Source organism: Nocardioides sp. zg-1230 (assembly GCF_013155335.1).
GTDB lineage: Bacteria > Actinomycetota > Actinomycetes > Propionibacteriales > Nocardioidaceae > Nocardioides.
In genome coordinates this window covers 433,280-452,289 of the sequence record NZ_JABJQZ010000001.1, presented here as the reverse complement: position 1 = coordinate 452,289, position 19,010 = coordinate 433,280, and the positions used below count along the sequence as shown (strand labels likewise).

The 19,010-nt window shown below is 72.7% G+C and carries 17 protein-coding genes and 3 tRNA genes; 9 read left to right on the top strand and 11 right to left on the bottom strand.

Translation table 11 applies throughout. The features are described 5' to 3' along the window. Positions 1–2: 2 nt before the first annotated feature. The 4 genes from HOO61_RS02200 (at position 3) to HOO61_RS02185 (ending at position 4,139) form a co-directional block, all read left to right on the top strand. A complete protein-coding gene (locus tag HOO61_RS02200; protein ID WP_172256516.1) occupies positions 3–1,043 on the top strand; it encodes an NAD(P)H-binding protein in 1,041 nt (346 codons plus the stop codon). 115 nt (positions 1,044–1,158) lie between these two features. Beyond that, positions 1,159–2,697, top strand: a complete 1,539-nt coding sequence (gene purF, locus HOO61_RS02195; protein ID WP_172256514.1) for an amidophosphoribosyltransferase — start codon at positions 1,159–1,161, stop codon at positions 2,695–2,697. A 26-nt stretch (positions 2,698–2,723) separates the two neighbouring features. Beyond that, on the top strand, positions 2,724–3,794 hold the full coding sequence (gene purM, locus HOO61_RS02190; protein WP_172256512.1) for a phosphoribosylformylglycinamidine cyclo-ligase: 1,071 nt from the start codon (positions 2,724–2,726) through the stop codon (positions 3,792–3,794). A 156-nt stretch (positions 3,795–3,950) separates the two neighbouring features. Next, positions 3,951–4,139: a DUF3073 domain-containing protein gene (locus HOO61_RS02185; protein WP_172256510.1), complete on the top strand. Its 189-nt coding sequence runs from the start codon at positions 3,951–3,953 to the stop codon at positions 4,137–4,139. A 205-nt stretch (positions 4,140–4,344) separates the two neighbouring features. Here the strand turns inward: HOO61_RS02185 and HOO61_RS02180 are convergent, their stop codons facing one another. The 7 genes from HOO61_RS02180 to HOO61_RS02150 all read right to left on the bottom strand — a co-directional run bounded on the left by HOO61_RS02180 (position 4,345) and on the right by HOO61_RS02150 (position 10,977). Next, positions 4,345–5,454 carry a Glu/Leu/Phe/Val dehydrogenase gene (locus HOO61_RS02180; RefSeq protein ID WP_172256508.1) on the bottom strand — a complete coding sequence of 370 codons (1,110 nt, stop codon included), beginning with the start codon at positions 5,452–5,454 and terminating at the stop codon, positions 4,345–4,347. 104 nt (positions 5,455–5,558) lie between these two features. Beyond that, complete coding sequence (locus tag HOO61_RS02175) at positions 5,559–6,896, bottom strand: hypothetical protein (RefSeq protein ID WP_172256506.1); 1,338 nt, start codon at positions 6,894–6,896, stop codon at positions 5,559–5,561. Positions 6,897–6,918: 22 nt separating this feature from the next. Next, on the bottom strand, positions 6,919–7,710 hold the full coding sequence (locus HOO61_RS02170) for an alpha/beta fold hydrolase (RefSeq protein WP_172256503.1): 792 nt from the start codon (positions 7,708–7,710) through the stop codon (positions 6,919–6,921). A gap of 100 nt (positions 7,711–7,810) precedes the next feature. Continuing rightward, a tRNA-Phe gene (locus HOO61_RS02165) sits at positions 7,811–7,884 on the bottom strand. Positions 7,885–7,930: 46 nt separating this feature from the next. After that, the gene (locus tag HOO61_RS02160; protein ID WP_172256501.1) at positions 7,931–9,259 is read right to left on the bottom strand and encodes a HAMP domain-containing sensor histidine kinase; all 1,329 of its coding nucleotides are present in this window, start codon (positions 9,257–9,259) and stop codon (positions 7,931–7,933) included. Continuing rightward, complete coding sequence (locus HOO61_RS24745) at positions 9,256–10,191, bottom strand: cytochrome P450 (protein WP_172256499.1); 936 nt, start codon at positions 10,189–10,191, stop codon at positions 9,256–9,258. Before HOO61_RS24745 ends, HOO61_RS02160 begins: the two co-directional genes overlap by 4 nt. A 396-nt stretch (positions 10,192–10,587) precedes the next feature. Beyond that, entirely contained in the window at positions 10,588–10,977 is a 390-nt protein-coding gene (locus HOO61_RS02150) for a response regulator (protein WP_172256497.1), read from the bottom strand. 161 nt (positions 10,978–11,138) lie between these two features. Between HOO61_RS02150 and HOO61_RS02145 the strand changes: the two genes are divergently transcribed. The 3 genes from HOO61_RS02145 to HOO61_RS02135 all read left to right on the top strand — a co-directional run bounded on the left by HOO61_RS02145 (position 11,139) and on the right by HOO61_RS02135 (position 11,845). Next, positions 11,139–11,211, top strand: a tRNA-Glu gene (locus HOO61_RS02145). A 100-nt stretch (positions 11,212–11,311) separates the two neighbouring features. Further along, positions 11,312–11,388, top strand: a tRNA-Asp gene (locus HOO61_RS02140). 103 nt (positions 11,389–11,491) lie between these two features. Beyond that, a complete protein-coding gene (locus HOO61_RS02135) occupies positions 11,492–11,845 on the top strand; it encodes a metallopeptidase family protein (protein ID WP_172256495.1) in 354 nt (117 codons plus the stop codon). Positions 11,846–11,854: 9 nt separating this feature from the next. On the opposite strand, the gene HOO61_RS02130 is transcribed toward HOO61_RS02135, so the two are convergent. Genes HOO61_RS02130 through HOO61_RS02120 form a run of 3 tightly spaced genes read right to left on the bottom strand, consistent with a single transcriptional unit; the run spans position 11,855 to position 13,546 of the window. Next, positions 11,855–12,190: a CrcB family protein gene (locus tag HOO61_RS02130; RefSeq protein ID WP_172256493.1), complete on the bottom strand. Its 336-nt coding sequence runs from the start codon at positions 12,188–12,190 to the stop codon at positions 11,855–11,857. 25 nt (positions 12,191–12,215) lie between these two features. Beyond that, positions 12,216–12,617, bottom strand: coding sequence for a CrcB family protein (locus tag HOO61_RS02125; protein WP_172256491.1), 402 nt, complete (start codon positions 12,615–12,617; stop codon positions 12,216–12,218). Then, entirely contained in the window at positions 12,614–13,546 is a 933-nt protein-coding gene (locus HOO61_RS02120) for an ATP-binding protein (protein WP_172256489.1), read from the bottom strand. The genes HOO61_RS02125 and HOO61_RS02120 overlap by 4 nt, the downstream gene beginning before the upstream one ends. Positions 13,547–13,771: 225 nt before the next feature. Between HOO61_RS02120 and HOO61_RS02115 the strand changes: the two genes are divergently transcribed. After that, positions 13,772–15,262 carry an NAD(P)/FAD-dependent oxidoreductase gene (locus HOO61_RS02115; protein ID WP_172256487.1) on the top strand — a complete coding sequence of 497 codons (1,491 nt, stop codon included), beginning with the start codon at positions 13,772–13,774 and terminating at the stop codon, positions 15,260–15,262. Positions 15,263–15,318: 56 nt separating this feature from the next. Here HOO61_RS02115 and HOO61_RS02110 read toward each other — a convergent pair whose 3' ends face one another. Then, positions 15,319–16,377, bottom strand: a complete 1,059-nt coding sequence (locus tag HOO61_RS02110) for a phosphatase PAP2 family protein (protein ID WP_172256485.1) — start codon at positions 16,375–16,377, stop codon at positions 15,319–15,321. A gap of 217 nt (positions 16,378–16,594) precedes the next feature. On the opposite strand from HOO61_RS02110, the gene HOO61_RS23655 reads away from it, so the two are divergent. Further along, complete coding sequence (locus HOO61_RS23655; protein ID WP_216658517.1) at positions 16,595–18,997, top strand: hypothetical protein; 2,403 nt, start codon at positions 16,595–16,597, stop codon at positions 18,995–18,997. The last annotated feature ends 13 nt before the right edge of the window (positions 18,998–19,010 follow it).

Genomic DNA, 19,010 nt, shown 5'->3' with positions numbered 1-19,010 from the left:
GCATGCGGGTCCTCGTCCTCGGCGCCACCGGCTACATCGGCTCGCGCCTCGTGCCCCACCTGCTCGAGCGCGGGTACGACGTCGTGGCCGCGTCGTCGTCGCCGCCGCGCCCCGACCGCTTCGGCTGGGACGACCGCGTCCGCGCGATCCGGTGCGACGTCACCGACCCCGCCGCCGTGGCGGAGGCGGTCGCCGACGTCGACGCCGTCGTCTACCTCGTGCACTCCCTCGACCGCAGCGACTTCAGCGACCGCGACCGGGTGGCTGCCGAGACCGTCGCGGCCGCGGTGGCCGAGAGCGACGTACGACGCCTCGTCTACCTCTCCGGCCTCGTTCCCCAGGTGCCGGAGGCGGAGCTCTCCGCCCACATCGCGTCGCGGCTGGAGGTGGAGCGCATCCTGCTCGGCGCCACCGACGGTGCCGTCGCCCTGCGGGCCGGGGTCGTGATCGGTGCCGGTTCGACGTCGTTCGAGATCATCCGGCAGATCGCGACGCTGTTCCTCGTCCAGCCGGTCCCGACGTGGATGCACAGCTCGGTGCAGCCGGTGGCCGCCTCCGACGTGCTGCGCGCGGTCACCGACGGCCTGGCCGACGACGGCCCCCGTGGTGCGGTCGACCTCGGCAGCCCCGACGTCGTCGCCTACCCCGACCTCCTGCGCGTCGTCGGCGGCGAGGCCGGGCTGTCCCGGTCCCGCGTGCCCGTCCCCGTCGTCCCGACGAGCCTCGTCGGCCTCGGGGCGGCGCTGGTCACCACCGCCCCGTTCCACACCGTCACGGCGCTCGTCGAGTCGCTGCGCCACGACATGGTGTGCCGTCCCGGCCACACGTGGAAGCCGCGCTCCGGCGGCCCGCCCCTCGACCTCGAGGAGGCCGTCCAGCGGGCGCTGACCCCGATGTACGCCGGCCCGGAGGGCGCGCTGCCCTCCGACCCGTCGTGGACGCGGCCGCTGCCGCTGCTGGACGTCGTACCGCTCCCGGCCGTCGGCCGCGCCGCCGCCCGGCTCGCGCTGCACCGGGTGCGCTCCGTCCTCCCCGGCACCTGAGATATCTGAGGACGTGACGGTCGTCGATCGGCCCGACAGCCGTCCACGACGTCCTCAGGTATCGGCGGGCGGGCGCGAGTGCGCCGATCGGGCCGGGCGCCCGTAGACTCGGGTCGTGCCCTACCAGAGCAGCAGGCGGACGGGCGGCGACGGCCGTCTCACCACGGCACTCGACCCCCACGACCAGGGCCCGCAGGATGCCTGCGGCGTCTTCGGCGTCTGGGCCCCCGGCGAGGACGTCGCCAAGCTGACCTACTTCGGGCTCTACGCCCTGCAGCACCGCGGCCAGGAGTCCGCGGGCATCGCGGTCAGCAACGGCCGGCAGATCCTCGTCTACAAGGACATGGGCCTCGTCTCGCAGGTCTTCGACGAGTCGACCCTCGACTCGCTCAAGGGTCACCTCGCCATCGGGCACTCGCGCTACTCGACCACCGGTGCGTCGACCTGGCACAACGCGCAGCCGACCTTCCGGCCCACCGCCGACGGGTCGATCGCGCTGGGCCACAACGGCAACCTGATCAACACCGCCGAGCTGCGCGAGATGGTCGGTGAGCTGCCCGGCCCCGCCGGCGAGCTCGAGATCAAGGGCGTCGAGGGTGCCACCAACGACACCAGCCTGGTCACCGCGCTGCTCGCCCACCACCCCGACACCACGCTCGAGCAGCGGGCCCTGGAGGTCCTCCCGCAGCTGCGCGGGGCCTTCTGCTTCGTCTGGATGAACGAGGACACGCTCTACGCCGCCCGCGACCCGCAGGGCATCCGCCCGCTCGTCCTCGGCCGCCTCGACCGCGGTTGGGTCGTCGCCAGCGAGGACGCCGCGCTCGCCACGATCGGCGCCAGCGTCGTCCGCGAGGTCGAGCCCGGCGAGATGATCGTCATCGACGAGAACGGCCTGCGCTCCCACAAGTTCGCGGAGCCCGCGCGCAAGGGCTGCGTCTTCGAGTACGTCTACCTCGCCCGCCCCGACGCCACGATCAGCGGCCGCAACGTCCACGAGGCGCGCGTCGAGATGGGACGCCGCCTGGCCCGGGAGTTCCCCGTCGACGCAGACCTCGTCATGCCCGTGCCGGAGTCCGGCACCCCGGCCGCGTCCGGGTACGCCGCCGAGTCCGGCATCCCGTTCGGCCAGGGCTTCGTCAAGAACGCCTACGTCGGCCGCACGTTCATCCAGCCCAGCCAGACGCTGCGCCAGCTCGGCATCCGGCTCAAGCTCAACGCCCTCGAGCACATGATCCGCGGCAAGCGCATCGTCGTGGTCGACGACTCCATCGTGCGCGGGAACACCCAGCGCGCCCAGGTGCGGATGCTCCGCGAGGCCGGGGCGCTCGAGGTGCACGTCCGGATCTCCAGCCCGCCGGTGAAGTGGCCGTGCTTCTACGGCATCGACTTCGCCACCCGCGCCGAGCTGATCGCCAACGGCCTCGACGTCGACGAGATCGCCGCCAGCGTGGGCGCCGACAGCCTCGGCTACATCTCGCTCGAGGGCATGGTCGAGGCGACGGGGCAGCCCGCCGAGCGCCTGTGCCAAGCCTGCTTCACGGGGGAGTACCCCATCGAGCTGCCCGACGAGAGCCTGCTCGGCAAGCACCTGCTCGAGGCGACGCTGCAGTCGCCCACCATGGGTCGGGCCCTGCCGGTCCTCAACAACCCTTGATCACACGCCGCCACCCGAGGAGCCACGTGTCCGACGCTGCTGACAACGCCTACGCCGCCGCCGGGGTCTCGATCGAGGCGGCCGACCGGGCGATCGACCTGATGAAGGGCTGGGTCGAGAAGGCCCGCCGTCCGGAGATGATCGGTGGGCTCGGGGGCTTCGCCGGCCTCTTCGACGCCTCGGCGCTCACCCGCTACGAGCGGCCGCTGCTCGCGACCTCGACCGACGGCGTCGGCACCAAGGTCGCCATCGCGCAGCTGATGGACGTCCACGACACCATCGGCTTCGACCTCGTCGGCATGGTCGTCGACGACCTCGTCGTGTGCGGGGCCGAGCCGCTCTTCATGACCGACTACATCGCGTGCGGCCGAGTGGTCCCCGAGCGCATCGCCGCGATCGTCAAGGGCATCGCCGAGGCGTGCGTCGTCGCCGGTTGCGCGCTCATCGGAGGCGAGACCGCCGAGCACCCCGGGCTGCTCGACCCCGACGACTACGACGTCGCGGGCGCCACGACCGGCGTGGTCGAGGCCAGCAAGCTCCTCGGTCCCGGTCGCGTCCGTCCCGGTGACGTCGTGATCGCCATGGAGGCCAGCGGACTGCACTCCAACGGCTACTCGCTGGTGCGCCACGTGCTCCTGGAGAAGGCCGGCTGGACCGTCGAGCGGCAGGTCGACGACTTCGGCCGCACGCTGGGCGAGGAGCTGCTCGAGCCCACCCGCATCTACGCCAAGGCCTGCCTCGACCTCGCCGAGCGCACCGAGACCCACGCCATGTCCCACGTGACCGGTGGTGGCCTCGCCGCCAACCTCGAGCGGGTGCTCCCCGAGGAGCTGTCGGTGCGCATCGACCGCTCGACGTGGACGCCGCAGCCGGTCTTCGACGTCGTACGACGCGTGGGTGACGTGGCGCAGGCCGACCTCGAGGCCACCCTCAACTGCGGCGTCGGCATGGTGTCGCTGACCGCCCCCGAGTCGGTCGACACCGCCATCTCCGTGCTGGCCGGCCACGGCATCCGCGCCTGGGTCGCCGGCGAGGCGCGGGCGGACGACGTCGACGGCGGACGCGTCCTGCTGGAGGGCCAGCACCCCGGCTGGTGATGAGATTCGGCACTTCGAGCACGAAATGCGGGCTCTTGGTGTGCGGGAACAGCCACCGCTCAGGTAGCGTTGTCCCCACGATATGTAACCGATCAGACCGGGCGCGTCGGGCAGCTCTCCGACAGCCCCGGCCAAGTGTGCGAGGGGGTCGACCCTATGGGGCGCGGCCGAGCGAAGGCGAAGCAGACGAAGGTCGCCCGCGACCTGAAGTACCGGACTCACGAGACGGACTTCGGCGCGCTGGCGAAGGAGCTGCACGGAGAAGACACTCACTCCACGAGTGAGGTCGATCCTGTTGACGACGAGTGGTCGGACTATGCCGACCCGCGTCGTCGCGCAGATTGACTGATCGCACCTGATCATCCGCCCGGGCGACCGGGTGGTGCGGCGTACGAGTGCGCCCTCAGGTGACCGGGCAGTTCCTCGCGCAAGGACACCGCGAGCGGGCAGTTCCTCGCGCTGGAACGCAGCGACCGGGCGTTTCCTCGCGTACGTAGCGCGAGGAAACGCCCGGTCAGCGCGCTGGTGTGCGCGAGGAACTGCCCGGTCGTCAGGTGAGGTGGATGCCGCGCAGGCGGCCGACCTCGCGCATGCGACGCTCGGCGAGCCGGTCGGCGGCCTCGGCGGTGGTCACGCCGTCGGCCTTGGCGAGCTCGAACACCTTGCGGGTGGTCTCGAAGATGCCGCTCGCGCGCTGCTGCGCGCGCTCGAACGAGAAGCCCTCGAGCTCGTCGGCGACCTGGATCACGCCGCCGGAGTTCACGCAGTAGTCGGGGGCGTAGAGGATGCCGCGCTCTTCGACCTGCTTCTCGATGCCGGGGTGGGCGAGCTGGTTGTTGGCGGCGCCGCAGATGATCTTCGCGCGCAGCACCTCGAGCACCTCGTCGCTGATCGCGCCGCCCATGGCGCACGGCGCGTAGACGTCGATGTCGCTCGCGACGAGCTCCTCGGTGGTGGCGACCGCGGTGACCTGCGGGAACTGCTCGCGGATGGCCTCGACCGACGGGGCATGCACGTCGGTGACGACGACGGTGGCGCCGTCCTCGATCAGGTGGCGCACGAGGTGGCGACCGACCTTGCCGACGCCCGCGACGCCGACGGTGCGGCCGGCCAGCGTGGGTTCGCCCCACAGCTGCTCGGCGGCCGCGCGCATGCCCTGGAAGGTGCCGTACGCCGTCAGCACCGAGCTGTCGCCCGCGCCGCCGTGGGCGACGGTGCGGCCGGTGACGAAGTCACACTCGCGGGCGATGTGGTCCATGTCCTCGCTGAACGTGCCCACGTCGCACGCGGTGAAGTAGCGACCGTTGAGCGACTGCACGAAGCGGCCGTAGGCGCGCAGCAGGGCCTCGGTCTTCAGCTCGGCCGGGTCGCCGATGATGACGGCCTTGCCACCGCCGAGGTCGAGGCCGGCGAGCGCGTTCTTGTAGGACATCCCGCGCGAGAGGTTGAGGACGTCGACGATCGCGTCGTCGGTGCTGGCGTACGGGTAGAACCGCGTCCCACCGAGGGCCGGGCCCAGCGCGGTGGAGTGAATGGCGACGATGGCCCGCAGGCCGGTCGCGCGGTCGTTGCAGAAGACGACCTGCTCGTGCTCGCTGCCGAGCTCGAAGACGTCGACGCCGGAACTGGTCAGCTCGGTCGGGGCGAGGGGTCCAGACATGCTCTCGGATCCTTTTCTGGTGGGTGCGGCCGCGGGGTGTGCGGACCTGGTCAGAGCGGTCGAGGGGTGGTGACCGCCGTCACCTCCAGAGTAGTCCCGCCAGGTCACCCGGACCGCATCACCACCAGGTCGCCGTGGGTCCCATAGCCGAGCAGCTTCCCGCCCGCCGCGCGACCGTCGAACGTCACCATCAGCCACCCGCCGTCCACCTCCGCGAGCGTGGGCCAGGGCAGGTTGGTCGGGTAGGGCGCGTCCAGCGTCCCCGTCTCGGTCATCGTGAGGTCGTACGCCGGGAACCGGGCGCGCAGCTCCCGCCGGGAGTCGCGGCCGTCGCTGGCGAGGACGACGAGCCGGCCGTCGACGTCGACCAGCGTCGTGCCCTCGGTCGACGTACGGTCGGTCGCCGCGCCCAGCAGGCGCAGGTCGTCGAGGCTCGGTCCGGCCGCGAGGGCGGGGTGGAAGTCGAAGAACCGGCGCGCGCTGACGAATCCGACCAGCCACGTGCCGTCGCGCCGTACGAGGTGGGGGTCCCACGTGGCGATGGACGCCAGCCCGTCGACGGGCAGCGGGAGCTCGCGGGTGTCGAGCACGTGCGCGCCGCGCAGGAGGTCGTCGCCCGACGCGGCGAGGGTGACCCGCAACCCCGCCGGCGTACGACGTCCCGCGCGGGTCGTCGGCGCCTCGAAGTCGCCCCACGTGCTGGTCGCGACCAGCCAGCCGCCGTCGGAGCGGAGCAGGTGGGTGGCGTGGTCGCCGAAGACGCCCGAGCGGTCGGGCCTGCGGAAGAACAGGTCGGCGGAGTGGGTGACGTCGAGGCTGTCCGGGTCGAGGCGCCACACACTGGTGTGGGCGGTGTCGAAGAACCCCGGGCCCGCCGACGTCGCCGTCAGCCACAGCGCCCCGTCGTCGCGCACCGGGCGGCCGTCCTCGCCGGTGACGAACCGGGTGTCCCGGAGGCCGAGCTGGCCGAACGCCCCGGCGACCCCGCCGCCCGGCGGGAGCTCCACCCGGAACCCGGCCAGGGCGGTCTCGTCGCGGGTGTCGACCTGCAGGCCGGTGCCCTCGGCGGCGACCTCCCGGAGGTCGTGCCGGGCCCGGGCCACCCAGCCCGCCGCCTCGCGGCTCCAGGCCGTCACGTGCGTCCCGGTCAGGGTCAGGCCCAGGCCGGTCGGTCCCTCGGCGCGGTGGAAGCGGCGGCTGCGGAGCGTCCCGGCCCCCGGGACCTCGAGCGACACCGACCCGTCGTCCAACGACGCGGCGAACCGGTGGTCGCCCAGGTGCATCGCCACCGGGCCGTCGAGGCCGTTCGTCGTCGCCGCGGCGTAGGGGGCAACCACCGGCACCGCGACCTCGCCGGCGGAGTCGGTCTCGACCGGCGCCGACCCGGCAGCCACCAGGTCGACCGGGCGCAGGCGTCGGACGACCTCGAGGCGGGGGAGCACCGCCCCATCCTGCCGGAGCCTGTCAGGCCAGGAGGTACCCCAGCGCCACCGCGGCCGGGACCTTGCCTCCGGCCACCCCGACGTGCGACCTGCCCTCCCAGACGACCGCCCTTCCCTGCGAGATGCCTGCGGCGGTCCGCTCGAACAGGTCGCGGGTGTAGAAGCCGTCGGCCGTCCCGCCCAGGACGAGGGTCGGTGCCGTTGTCCGGTCCAGTCGGGGCTCCACGTCGAACGTGTCCTCGGCGGCGATGGTGACGAGCATGTCGCGCTGGTCGCGAGGGGTGAACTGCCCCATCACCCATCCGGCCGGGCGGGTGAGCACGCGGAGCCGGGGCGGCGTCCCGGCGGCCATGATCGCGGCTGTCGCGGCGCGCGTGTCACCGGCCGCCGTCAGCCGCGCCACCTCGGCCATCACCTGCCGCCCCTCGGCGGAGAGCCGGCAGGCCGCCGCGGCGAGCACGAGACGGCGTACGAGCTCCGGCCGGTCCACCGCGAGCTGCAGCGCGATCGAGCCGCCCGTCGAGGTCCCGTGGAGGAGGACCGGCTCACCGAGGTCCTGCTCGATCACGTCGGCGTAGTCGGCGGCGAGGTCCGACATCGACGTGCCTGCGGCCAGGCCCGGGCGCCGGTTGACCAGGTGGACGGTGAAGTGGCGGGCGAACGGTGCCGCCCAGGTGAGCGACGCCCGACGGACCGCGCCCGTGGGGTTGGCGTGCTCGGTCGTGAGCCCGGCCGCGACGAGGAGCGCCGGGCCCTGACCCGTGCGCAGGTAGGGCACGCCGTTGCTGAAGGTGCCTTCCTCGACCTCGGGCACGACCCCACGGTAGGCGCTCGACGCGGACACGTCCGTCCGGACTGGACCGGGCATGCAGAAGGGCCCCGGTCGGGACGTGACCGGGGCCCTTCTGTGCTTGTGGGCAGGGGCGGGGTCGAACCGCCGACCTATCACTTTTCAGGCGATCGCTCGTACCAACTGAGCTACCTGCCCAAGCGGGACGAGGATACATGAGCCCGGTGGGGAGGCGGGAATCGGCTCAAGCGCGCTGTCGGTAGGCGGGGAGCTCGAGCCAGAACGACGACCCGGTGCCCGGCGTCGACTCGCCCCGGACGGCGCCGCCCTCGCGCTCCGCGATGGTGCGCGACAGGGAGAGCCCGAGCCCGCTTCCCTGGGTGGTCGGCGCGGCGAAGCGCACGAACGGCTCGAAGACGTGCGCGAGCTGGTCGGGGGTGAGGCCCGGCCCGTCGTCGCGCACGATGATGCGCAGCATCGGCTTCGCGCTCTCGCCGACCAGCTCCTCGGCGGTGAGATGGACGGTGCCGCCGGTGGGCCGGTGGTGGACGATCGCGTTGCCCAGGAGGTTGGCGAGGACCTGCCGGATCGCCGAGGGGTGTCCCCACGCGGCGAGGCGGGGGTCGACGTGCGCCTGCATGTCGACGCCGGCCGTGCGGGCTGGGGTCCGGTGCCAGTGCATGACGTCGGCGACCGCGTCGGCCACGGAGACCTCCTGGCGCTGGTCGTCGGCCGACATGGCGCGTCCCGCACCCAGCAGGCTGTCGACGATCGTGAGCAGCCGCTCGCAGGAGCGGACGATGACCGGTCCGTCGCGCTTCATGCCGGCCGCCACGTCGTCCGCGGTCCCGTGCTCGGCGTCGTCGAGCAGGCCCTCGGTGTAGCCGAGGATCGCGGACAACGGCGTACGCAGCTCGTGCCCCACCGCGCCGAACAGCTGCTGCGTGGCGAGCTGCGCCTCGGCACCCGCCTCGATCGCCTCCGCCAGCGAGCGACGGGACTGTTCAAGGGTGAGGCGGGCGGTGATGGCGGAGGCGAGGAGCTTGAAGTCCTCGATGGTCTGCTGGACCCAGGGTCCCGCGGTCGCGCTTGTGATCGCGATGCTGCCGTACATCCGGCCGCCGGAAAGGAACGCCGTCATCGCGAGGGCGCGCACCCCGATCGACTCGAGCTCGGCCCGGTCCTGGGCAGCCTCGTCCGGCAGGGCCTCCCGGTCGACGAGCACCGCGACACCGGTGCGCCCGATCTGGGAGAGCCAGGGCATGCTCAGGGCGTCTTCGGGCCCCGCGCCCGGGGGAGGCGCGATGCTGACGGACGTGCCGGGGCGCGACCACTCCCGTATCCAAGCGCGGCCGCCGAGGTCCGCCCACCCCGTCCGGTCGTGGGGCGGAAGGGTGGTCAGCGCAGCGACCACGGCGTCCACCCGGCTGTCGAGCATGAGATGCGTGGTGGCCCGGTCGACCGCGTCCTCCACGCTGATGTCGCCGGCGAGGACCGTCATGGCGAGGGCGGTCGCCTGGTGAGACGGCGGCGCCGGCTCCGCGAGGTCCTGCAGGGAGACGTGCTGGCTCACAGTGGCGCCTCCCTTCTCGGGGCGAGGGTGAAGCGACAGGGTGCGGGGAAGATGCCCCGACTCTGGTCTATCGACACCTCCTCGCTCAAGGTGATTCCGTGGGCCAGGCCCCACTGGGCGAGGGTGATCAGCTGGGCCATGCCGAGCGACCGCCCGGGGCACGAGTGAGGACCGGCTCCGAAGGGCAGCCAGGCGCCAGGCCGCTGGGCGTGGTCGCGCCAGCGGTCGGGATCGAACCGTGGCAGGGTCTCGGTTTCGCCTGGGACCAGATCGCTCGAGCGACCCAGGAGCAGAGGACTGACGAAGACGACGCGCCCCGGGGGGATCGTGGTTCCCGCGAGCTCGACCTCCCGCGTCGTGATCCGCGCGGTGATCCACGTCGGTGGGGTCAGGCGCAGGGTCTCCCAGACGGCGTCGGCCGGATCGACGTCGACGGAGTCGTGCTGAGCGATCCAGGCCAGAAGGAAGGCGCCGGCGGCGATCGGCACCTGGATGCCGGCGGCGAGCATCGTCGCGAGCTGTCCGGGCGGGGCCAGGCCCGGCACGGCGCGGAGCGCATCCTCGAGCGCGCGGCGGGCAAGCGTCTCGCGCCTGCGCAAACGGCTCCAGCGCGCCGGCGGTCGGCGGGCCGCGATGACCGGTCCGAGGGCGTCGATCCAGGCGAGGGTGAGGTCGCCGATCGCGTTGCGCTGCGCAGCCGGGAGCCCTGGCAGGACCGCAGCGGTCGTGGACCTTGCCACGGGGCGTCGCAGCAGGAGCATGGCGTCGTAGGGGTCGCCCGACGTGCGGACATGGTCGGCGAGGGCCGCGCGCCACTCCTCCCCGAAGACTGCCGCACCCGTGGACACCTGGTCCGGTGACAGTGGGGCGAAGATCGTGTGCCCGGAACGGGACTCGCCGGTGCTCCCGGAGAGATCGCTGCTGCGACTCACGTCCGAGGGGAAGTCGAAGCAGGCGGGGTCGGTCAGCACTCGCCGGACGAGTGATGGGGTCGTCGCGAGCCATGGTCCGTGGCGGCCGATCTGGACCATTCCGCCGCGAGGGGCAGACAGAACAGCGCCGAGCCGGCCACCGGCCGACTCGACGCTGTTCATGCGAGCCACTGCACGTGGGTCACGCGAGCTGGCGCAGGAGTCAGCCGCGCGGCGGCGCCGGACGCCACCCGTAGGCAGCCTGCAGGTGGTGGGCGGCGCGCTTGGCCTCGATGGCGGTGCGGATGCGGTTCATCATGATGTTTCTCCAGGGTGGGGTGGGGTGGTGCACGCCGGGCGGCGTACAGGGGACACCACGCGGAGTCCGTCGTCCGTGGTGCAGACAGGGGGTCGGGGTCAGGGCTCCAGGTCGCGCAGTGTCTCGGCTATCAGGTCGGTCAGCTGCTGGATGCGCAGCGGCTTCTGCATGACTGTCGTGATGCCGAGTTCTTGGAGGACCGCGCGGTTCTCGCCGGCCCAGGCGGAGATGACGACGATGCGCAGGTCGGGCGCGACGTCGGGCCGGTCGCGCAGCCAGCGCACGACCTCGACGCCCGTCATCCGGGGCATGGTCAGGTCGAGCAGCATGACGTCGAACTTCTCCCGCTCGAGCGTCTCGACGGCGTCCTGGCCGTCGTACGCCGTCGCGGCCTCGTGGCCCGCCCGCTCGACCAGCCGGCAGAAGACGTCGCGGATGTCCTCGTTGTCATCGACCACGAGGAATCGCAGCTGCCGGTCAGTGCTCACGAGTCAAGATTAGTCAAACCTGTGGCAAGTCGTGGCGTGTCTGCCAAAAGTCGTCCACGGGTCGGTCGGTGATCCGCCTTTCGCGGGGTGACGGTTGGGAGCGCCGCGGCCGCAACCCCTATGCTGGGCGCTGCTCGATCGGGTCCGTCCCGGACGAGCTGGCCCCCATCGTCTAGCGGCCCAGGACCCCGCCCTTTCACGGCGGTAGCGCCGGTTCGAATCCGGTTGGGGGTGCGACCCGGCCGGGGGTCGACGCCGATTGGGTGTCACCGAAGAGCATGGGTTAGAGTTCCACCCGCTTCACCAGCACGACCGGAGGAGCACGCAGCATCCTGGCCCCGTAGCGCAGTTGGTTAGCGCGCCGCCCTGTCACGGCGGAGGCCGCGGGTTCGAGTCCCGTCGGGGTCGCCAACGCATGACCGGAGGAGTGAGCCGCCAGGCTCACTCCTCCGGTCATTTCGGGCCCAGGTCGGGCCCGTCCGCGTCGTTTCGCCGGCGCTCCTAGGCTGGCGCCATGCCGATCGACCTCGACCCCGCCGCGTTCGACGCCATGGTCGAGCGTGCCCTCGACGGGCTCCCGGACGACCTCGCCCGGCTCGTGGACAACGTCGTGGTCCTCGTCGAGCCGGAGGCGCCCGCCGACGACCCCGACCTGCTCGGGCTCTACGACGGGTTGGCGCTCACGGAGCGGCCGGCCAACCACGCCGGCATGCTGCCGGACCGGATCCTGCTCTTCCGCGGTCCGCTGCTCGACATGGCCGACACCGTCGAGGACCTCGAGGAGGAGGTGCGGATCACCGTCGTCCACGAGGTCGCCCACCATTTCGGGCTCGACGACGATCGCCTCCACGAGCTCGGCTGGGGCTGACGCCGCCGGTCAGACCAGCGCGGTGCCGACCAGCCAGCCGAGAGCGCACGCCCCGACCGCGAGCACCGTCGTGGCGACGACGTAGCCGACGGCCGCTCGCGTCGGGCGCTCGACCGCCTGCACGGCGAAGGTCGAGAACGACGTGAAGCCGCCGCAGAACCCGATGCCGAGCAGTGCCCACGCGGCCTGGCCGAGCGACAGCGCGGCGAACAGCCCGACCAGGCCCGAGCCGACGGTGTTGACGGCGAGCATCCCGCGCGGGACGTAGCCGTCGAGCCGCGCCACGACGTAGCGCAGCGGGGCGCCCACCGCGGCGCCGAGGGCGACGAGCAGGGCCTCGCTCATCCGCGGACCCCGCTCATCCGGGTGTTCATCCGAGGGCCTCGTCGGGCTCCGGCCGGCGGGCGAGGTGCCGGCCGAGCGCGGCGGCGGACAGTCCCGCGGCGAGGGTGAGGGCGAGGTAGGCGCCGGCGACGACGACGTGGCCGCCGGCGGCGAGGTCGCGCGTCTGCCCGGCCCAGGCCGACACCGTGGTAAAGCCGCCCAGGAGGCCGGGGCCGAGGGCGGCCGCGACCCGATGCGAGCGGCGTACGGCGGCGAGGACCGGCAGCATCGCGAGGGCGAACGCCCCGACGACGTTGATCGCCAGCGTCTGCCACGGGAACAGGGAGTCCGGTGCGCTCGCGTCGACGAGGTGGCGCAGCACGGCGCCGACAGCGCCGCCGGCAGCGACGAACAGGACGTCGACGGCCCGGAGCGGTCGGCGGGTCACCCGACCCGGCTCGTGGACGGCGCTGCCGAGCCGGGACTGCCGTCCCACGGCCGGGCGGTCGCCCCGTCGAGCTGGTGGACGAGCTCGGTGAGCAACCAGTTGTGCAGGGCGCGCTGGCGTGGGGTGCGGGCCATCGACAGCAACCGCTCGGCCCGGCAGAACGCGTCGGCGACGTCGAACATCTCGGTCATCGTCACGAAGATGGGACCGGCCTCGCGGACCATCGGGAAAGCCACGTCGACCTCCGGCAGGCCCCGCGTCTCCGCCTGGTGGATCTGCTCGCGGAAGGTGTCGGGGAACTGCCGCTCGAAGTTGGCGAACATCGACGTCAGGTCGCCGGCGAGCGGGTAGTCGGACTGGTGCGAGAGCGACAGCAGGCGCAGCTCGCGGCGCAGCTCGTGGTACTGCTGCTTGAGCGAGGTGTAGAGCGGGACGTCGATGCGCAGGAGGCGTACGTCGACCGCGCCCTCGCTGGTGGGCTCGGGCCGGTCGCGGTCGTGGTGGTCGATGACCCACTCGGCGGACCCGGAGTCGGCCATCTCGGGCGCCGGCTCGAACCAGACGATCTTGCCGTCGGACTCGATCGTCGCGCCCCAGGCGACCGCGCACTGGGCCACCATCGCCAGGCCGCGGCCGAAGGTGAGCAGCAGGTCGAGGTCGTCGCCCTCGACCGGCGTGGGCGGCACCGGCGGGCGGGGCGAGCCGTCGACGACCTCGATGCGCGGGTGGGAGGCGGTGCCGCGGACGCGGACCTTGTAGGGCGCGGCGGCGTGCAGGATCGCGTTGGCCACCAGCTCCGACACCCCGAGCTCGGCGCACTCGACGAGGTCGGGCCGATCGAGGCGCAGGCACACGTCGCCGACCCAGCGACGTGCGTCGGCCGCAGCGCGCGGCGAGGACGCGAGCGTCAACTCGGAGCTCAGCGGCACTGGGACTCTTTTCAACGGGGGAGACGAGCGGGGCGGACAGTCCAGTGGGGCCATGATTGCCCAGTAGCGGATGGTTCAAACCTCGACGTCACCATAGTTTCTCCGGAGTCGGGGTAGTGGGTGTGAGCAAGCAGACTCGCCCGGCGTTTCGCCCCGCGCACGCCCGAGGAGGACAATGGACGTGGCAGTGGACGGCACGACGCACCTTCGACCCCAGGAGCTTCCATGACCTCGACGACCGCGACGCAGTCACCCCGTCACAAGGTCGTCGTCATCGGATCCGGCTTCGGCGGCCTCTTCGGCACCAAGGCGCTGCGGAGGTCCGACGTCGACGTCACCGTCATCGCGAAGACCACGCACCACCTCTTCCAGCCGCTGCTCTACCAGGTGGCGACCGGGATCCTGTCCGAGGGCGAGATCGCCCCGCCCACCCGTGAGGTGCTGAGCAGCCAGGACAACGCCAAGGTGATCCTCGGCGAGGTCACCGGCATCGACCTCACCGCCAAGACGGTCACCTCGCAGGTCCTGGGCCGCGACACCGTGACGTCGTACGACTCCCTGCTGGTCGCCGCTGGCGCCAGCCAGTCCTACTTCGGCAACGACCACTTCGCCGAGTTCGCGCCCGGCATGAAGAGCATCGACGACGCCCTCGAGCTCCGCGGCCGGATCTTCGGCGCCTTCGAGATGGCCGAGCTCGGTGCCACCCGCGGTGACGACGTCGACCACCTGCTCACCTTCGTCGTCGTCGGCGCCGGCCCCACGGGCGTGGAGATGGCCGGCCAGATCGCCGAGCTGGCGCACCGCACGCTCCGCAAGGACTTCCGCGCGATCAACACCCGCACCGCGCGCATCGTGCTCATCGACGCCGCCGGCCAGGTGCTGCCGCCCTTCGGCAGCAAGCTCGGCGAGAAGACCAAGAGCGAGCTGGAGAAGCTCGGCGTCGAGGTGATGCTCGGCGCGATGGTGACCGACGTCGACGAGCGCGGCCTCGACGTGAAGTTCAAGGACGGCCGCGTCGAGCGGATCAACTCCGTCGCCAAGATCTGGGCCGCCGGCGTGCAGGCCAACCCGCTCGGCAAGACGCTCTCGGAGCAGACCGGCGCCCCGCTCGACCGCGCCGGCCGCATCGCGGTCAACCCCGACCTCACCCTCCCCGGCCACCCGGAGGTGTTCGTGGTGGGCGACATGATCGCCCTCGACAACCTCCCCGGCGTCGCGCAGGTCGCGATCCAGGGCGCGAAGTACGCCGCCAAGGAGATCGACAACCGGCTCGAGGGCAAGGCGCCGCAGCCGCCGTTCAAGTACTTCGACAAGGGCTCGATGGCCATCATCAGCCGCTTCCGCGCGGTCGCGATGGTCGGCAAGCTCCGCCTGACCGGCATCGTGGCGTGGCTGATGTGGCTGGGCGTCCACCTGGTGTACCTCACCGGCTTCAAGAACCAGGTCTCCGCGCTGATGCGGTGGGCGATCACCTTCGTCAGCAACAACCGCTCCGAGCGCACCACGACCGAGCAGCAGATCTTCGCCCGCGCGGCGCTCGCCCGGCTCCGGCGCGGGGCGGCCGACCTGGTCTCCGACCCGGGGATCTACGACGCCACCCGCGCGATGATGGAGGAGACGCGTCGCCAGGAGCTCGAGGCGGCCGCGGCCCACGAGGCCGAGCTCACCGACTCCGGCGTGCGCGGCGTGCCTGCCGACCGCGTCGGCGGCGCCTGAGCCCAGCAGCGCCTGAGCTCAGCAGCGCCTGAGCCCAGCGGCGTACGCCGTCCGCGTCAGCGCGCGGTGACCTCGGCCGGCGCCCCGCGACGGTCGTGGCCCGTCGCGCGCGCCGCGACCCGGAAGGCGATGATCGCGATCGCACCCCCCGCCAGGTCGTCGGCGATGTAGTGCCACCCGAAGTAGAGGGTCGCCACGACGGTGAGCGCGAAGTTGACCCAGAAGACGGTGCGGATCGCCCGGCTGCGGACGGTGGCGTGGGCCATCAGCGCCCACAGCAGCGCGATGGCGGTGTGCAGGCTCGCGAAGCCGGCGACGCCCTGGTAGTCGCCCTCGCCCCACAGGAACCCGTGGCGTGAGTAGACGAGGGAGTCCATCAGGTCGGAGGTGGCGTTGGGGGTCAGGTCGCTGGCCAGCCAGGGGTACATGATTCCCGGGCCGAGCGTCGGCAGCAGGTAGTAGGACACCGTGCCGAGCGTCCACGCGATGCCCTGGGCGGTGACGAACCACCAGCCGTGGGCGATGTTGCGCGACCAGACCAGCCAGACGGTCACCAGGATCGCCACGAGGGGGATGTAGGCGAGGTAGACGGCGGAGAGCAGGTGCGCCGCCAGCCCGGTGCCGAAGATGTCCTGGGTGAGGGTCGCGGGGTCGTGGCCGAGCAGCAGGAGGCGGTCCAGCACGCGCAGCTCGCTGTCGTACTTCACGTCGCGCACCAGCGGCAGCAGCGACTTCAGGTTGCGGTAGGCGACGTAGACGACGTAGAAGCCCGAGATGCCGACGACCACGAGCTGCAGGCGGGCGCGGGTCCAGTGCGTACGCAGCCGGTGCCGGGCCGCGGCGACGGTGCGGGCCGGGTCGAGCCGCCCCTCCCAGAGCGCGCGCGGGACGAGGTCGAGCACGATCGCCGTCAGGCAGAGCACCGGGAGGCGCACCCACGACGGCCCCAGGAAGCTGCCCTCGGGGTCGGCGACGGGCCGGTCCAGCATCCAGCTGGCGATGAACGTGACGGACCCGATGAGTGCGGCGTTGGCCAGGAGGAATCCGTACGGGCGACGCTCCGTCGCCTGGCTCCCGGTCGGTGCTTCGAGGACGGCGGCAGAGGGCGCGGACATGTGACTCCGGTCGTGCTGGTCGGGCGGGCGTACCGCCGATTCTCCCCGGCCGGGCCAAACCCACCCAAGTCCGTGCGCGTGTGATCTCGACCGGACGGGCGCGGGTTCACCGTCAGGGGAGTCTTGTCGGCGGGCCGTGCGCGTGCTGGAATCAGCCAGCGCCCACCGGCCCGTCGATCGGGACCCGCGTCAGGTGCGCCCGGCTCGGGGGTGTGCGGTGGGACGACTGGCGACGTGGTGCGTCACGGCACTGGTGGGGGCAGCGGTCGCGGTACCTGCGGCGCCGTCGTACGCCGTCCCGGTGCCGGAGACGGCCGCCGCCCGGCCCGCTGCCCCTCCGTCGGTCGGGATCCGGGTCCGGCCCTCGACCGTCGCCGCCGGAAAGCCGGTCGTCGTCAGCGGCAGGGTGCGCCACGCCGCACCGCGCTCCCGGGTGCGCCTGGAGACCAGGACCGATGAGGGCTGGCGCCGCGTCGCGGCCGCCCGCACGAACCGCTCCGGGCGCTACGACCTCAGCGTTGTCCCCACTCGCGGGGACAGCACGTTCCGCGTGCTCCTGCCGCGCCGCAAGGGCCAGCCGAAAGCGCGATCGCGCCGGGTCGACGTCCGCGCGACGTGGGCCCCGGCGCTGCTGCTCACCGGGGTGTCGTACGACGCCGCTGCCGGAGGCGCCGTGGCGACGCGGGTCACCGGGGCAGCGCCCCAGCTGGGCGGCGTCCTGCTCGACCGGCAGCACCGGCTGGCGGACGGGACCTGGGCAGCCGCGGGCACCGTGCCGGTCGCGGCCGACGGCTCCTGGGTCGACACGGTGGTCGGCCAACCCGGTTGGCAGCTGCGCTGGGCGGCGCGCGACGACGGTGCCCGACAGGCTGCCGCCACGACCGAGGTGACGGTCGCCGCGCTCCCGACCCCGCCCGCGCCCGACCCCGGGCCGCAGCCCGCCCCCGAGCCGACACCTGACCCGGACCCCACGCCCGACCCGGACCCGACGCCCGACCCGGACCCGACGCCCGATCCGGACCCGACGCCCGACCCGGACCCGACGCCCGACCCGGACCCCGCCCCGTCCTTCCCCGTCGAGCTGGACACCAGCGGGACCATCGACTTCGAGGTGGACGAGGCCACCCTGGACCTCCTCGTGGACCTCGAGCCCGGGCAGCGGTGGACGTGGGTCGGTCCGCAGTGGCTGACGGTGACCGCGATCAGCCCGTCGGGCCAGGAGGAGCCGGTCTCGTGGGACGCCGACACCCACACCGCGACCGAGCCAGGCATCCACAGGATCAGGCTCACGCGCGACGGCACCTGGTCCGCGGAGACGGCGGCCTTCACCCTGTCCACGCCCCAGGTGGTCCCCCTCGAGGTCGACGGGCCGGCGGTCGACCTCGCCAGCACGCTGACCGGCCAGCTGGTGGAGGTGGTCTTCGACGGCGATGCCGGGTCCGTGGTCTCGGAGTACGCGCGCCCGCCCGAGACCGGCGCGCTCCCGCGCAGCACACCGACGCTCGTCGCGCCGTCCGGCGACGTCGTACCCCGCTGGGGGCGGCTGCAACGGGAGGGCCACGTCTGGCGCCTGCCGGAGACCGGGGCGTACACCCTGCGCTTCACCCCGCCCTCCCACGACGTCGTCGACCGGCCCGGCCAGGTGCTGCTGTCGGCGCGGGTCGCCGACGTGGATCTCGACCGGACCGACCAGGTCTCGCTCGAGCAGCCCGGGCGGGTGGCGGTGGTGCGGACCGCGGTCCCGGCGGGACTGACCGTCACGTTCTCCGACAACGGCCCGGCCCACCTGGCCGAGGAGTTCTTCGGCCCCGACGGCTCGCCGATCGACACCTACACGACGTCGCCGACCATCTCGCCGACCGCAGCAGGCACCTACACCCAGCTCGTCTCCTACCCGTTCGGACCGGCCGAGGCGCGCTACTTCGCCTCCGCGCCCGGCATGCTGACAGCCACCGTCGACGGCCCCGCCGTGCCCTACGACCTGGGCGGCGTCCCGGACGCCTCGACCCACGTGCGCGTGCCGATCGCGACCGCGGAGCAGGTCTTCTCCGTCGAGGTCCTCGACTCGGACGGTGCGCTGTGCGTGCGCCAGAACCTGGACTTCCCGGACGACACCACGCTCTGGACGATGGTCTCGCCGTCCGCGAACAGCGGCCAGCACCCGCCCGTGCTGTGGACCTACCGCACCGGTGACCTGGTGATGTCCGTCAACCCGTGCGACGACACCGGCTCGATCCGGCTCGTGACAGCGCTGGTGGCGCCCGAGACGGAGACGGTGGAGACGCCCCTCGGCGAGGGCGACACGCTCTGGACCACCGACGTCGACGTCTCGGTCGCCAGGCCGGGACAGGTCACCGTCGTCCCGTACGACGCCGGCTACTCCATCGAGAGCGATCGCGTGGACGTGTCGTTCGCGGACTCGACCTTCGCGGCCGACACGCTCTTCCACGTCGGGTGGTCGCGGGGTGATTCGTCGGGCTCGAACGGCGGCCCGCCCGGCACCGTCGACGACTTCTGGCTGTCGTCGGACTGGCTCTTCGGCGAGGCGACCTTCTTCGTGTACGCCGGCCCGCGGGCGACGGGCACCGCGACCCTGCGCATCGAGCGCTACGACTGGTGAACGGATCTTGAGC

Excerpts from the sequence above, each read along its gene's own strand:
- HOO61_RS02200 (WP_172256516.1), top strand. The coding sequence starts at position 3 with ATGCGGGTCCTCGTCCTCGGCGCCACCGGCTACATCGGCTCGCGCCTC.
- HOO61_RS02185 (WP_172256510.1), top strand. The coding sequence starts at position 3,951 with ATGGGGCGCGGCCGAGCGAAGGCGAAGCAGACGAAGGTCGCCCGCGAC.
- HOO61_RS02130 (WP_172256493.1), bottom strand. The coding sequence starts at position 12,190 with ATGAGCGAGGCCCTGCTCGTCGCCCTCGGCGCCGCGGTGGGCGCCCCG.
- HOO61_RS02180 (WP_172256508.1), bottom strand. The coding sequence starts at position 5,454 with ATGTCTGGACCCCTCGCCCCGACCGAGCTGACCAGTTCCGGCGTCGAC.
- HOO61_RS02110 (WP_172256485.1), bottom strand. The coding sequence starts at position 16,377 with ATGTCCGCGCCCTCTGCCGCCGTCCTCGAAGCACCGACCGGGAGCCAG.
- HOO61_RS02135 (WP_172256495.1), top strand. The coding sequence starts at position 11,492 with ATGCCGATCGACCTCGACCCCGCCGCGTTCGACGCCATGGTCGAGCGT.
- HOO61_RS02115 (WP_172256487.1), top strand. The coding sequence starts at position 13,772 with ATGACCTCGACGACCGCGACGCAGTCACCCCGTCACAAGGTCGTCGTC.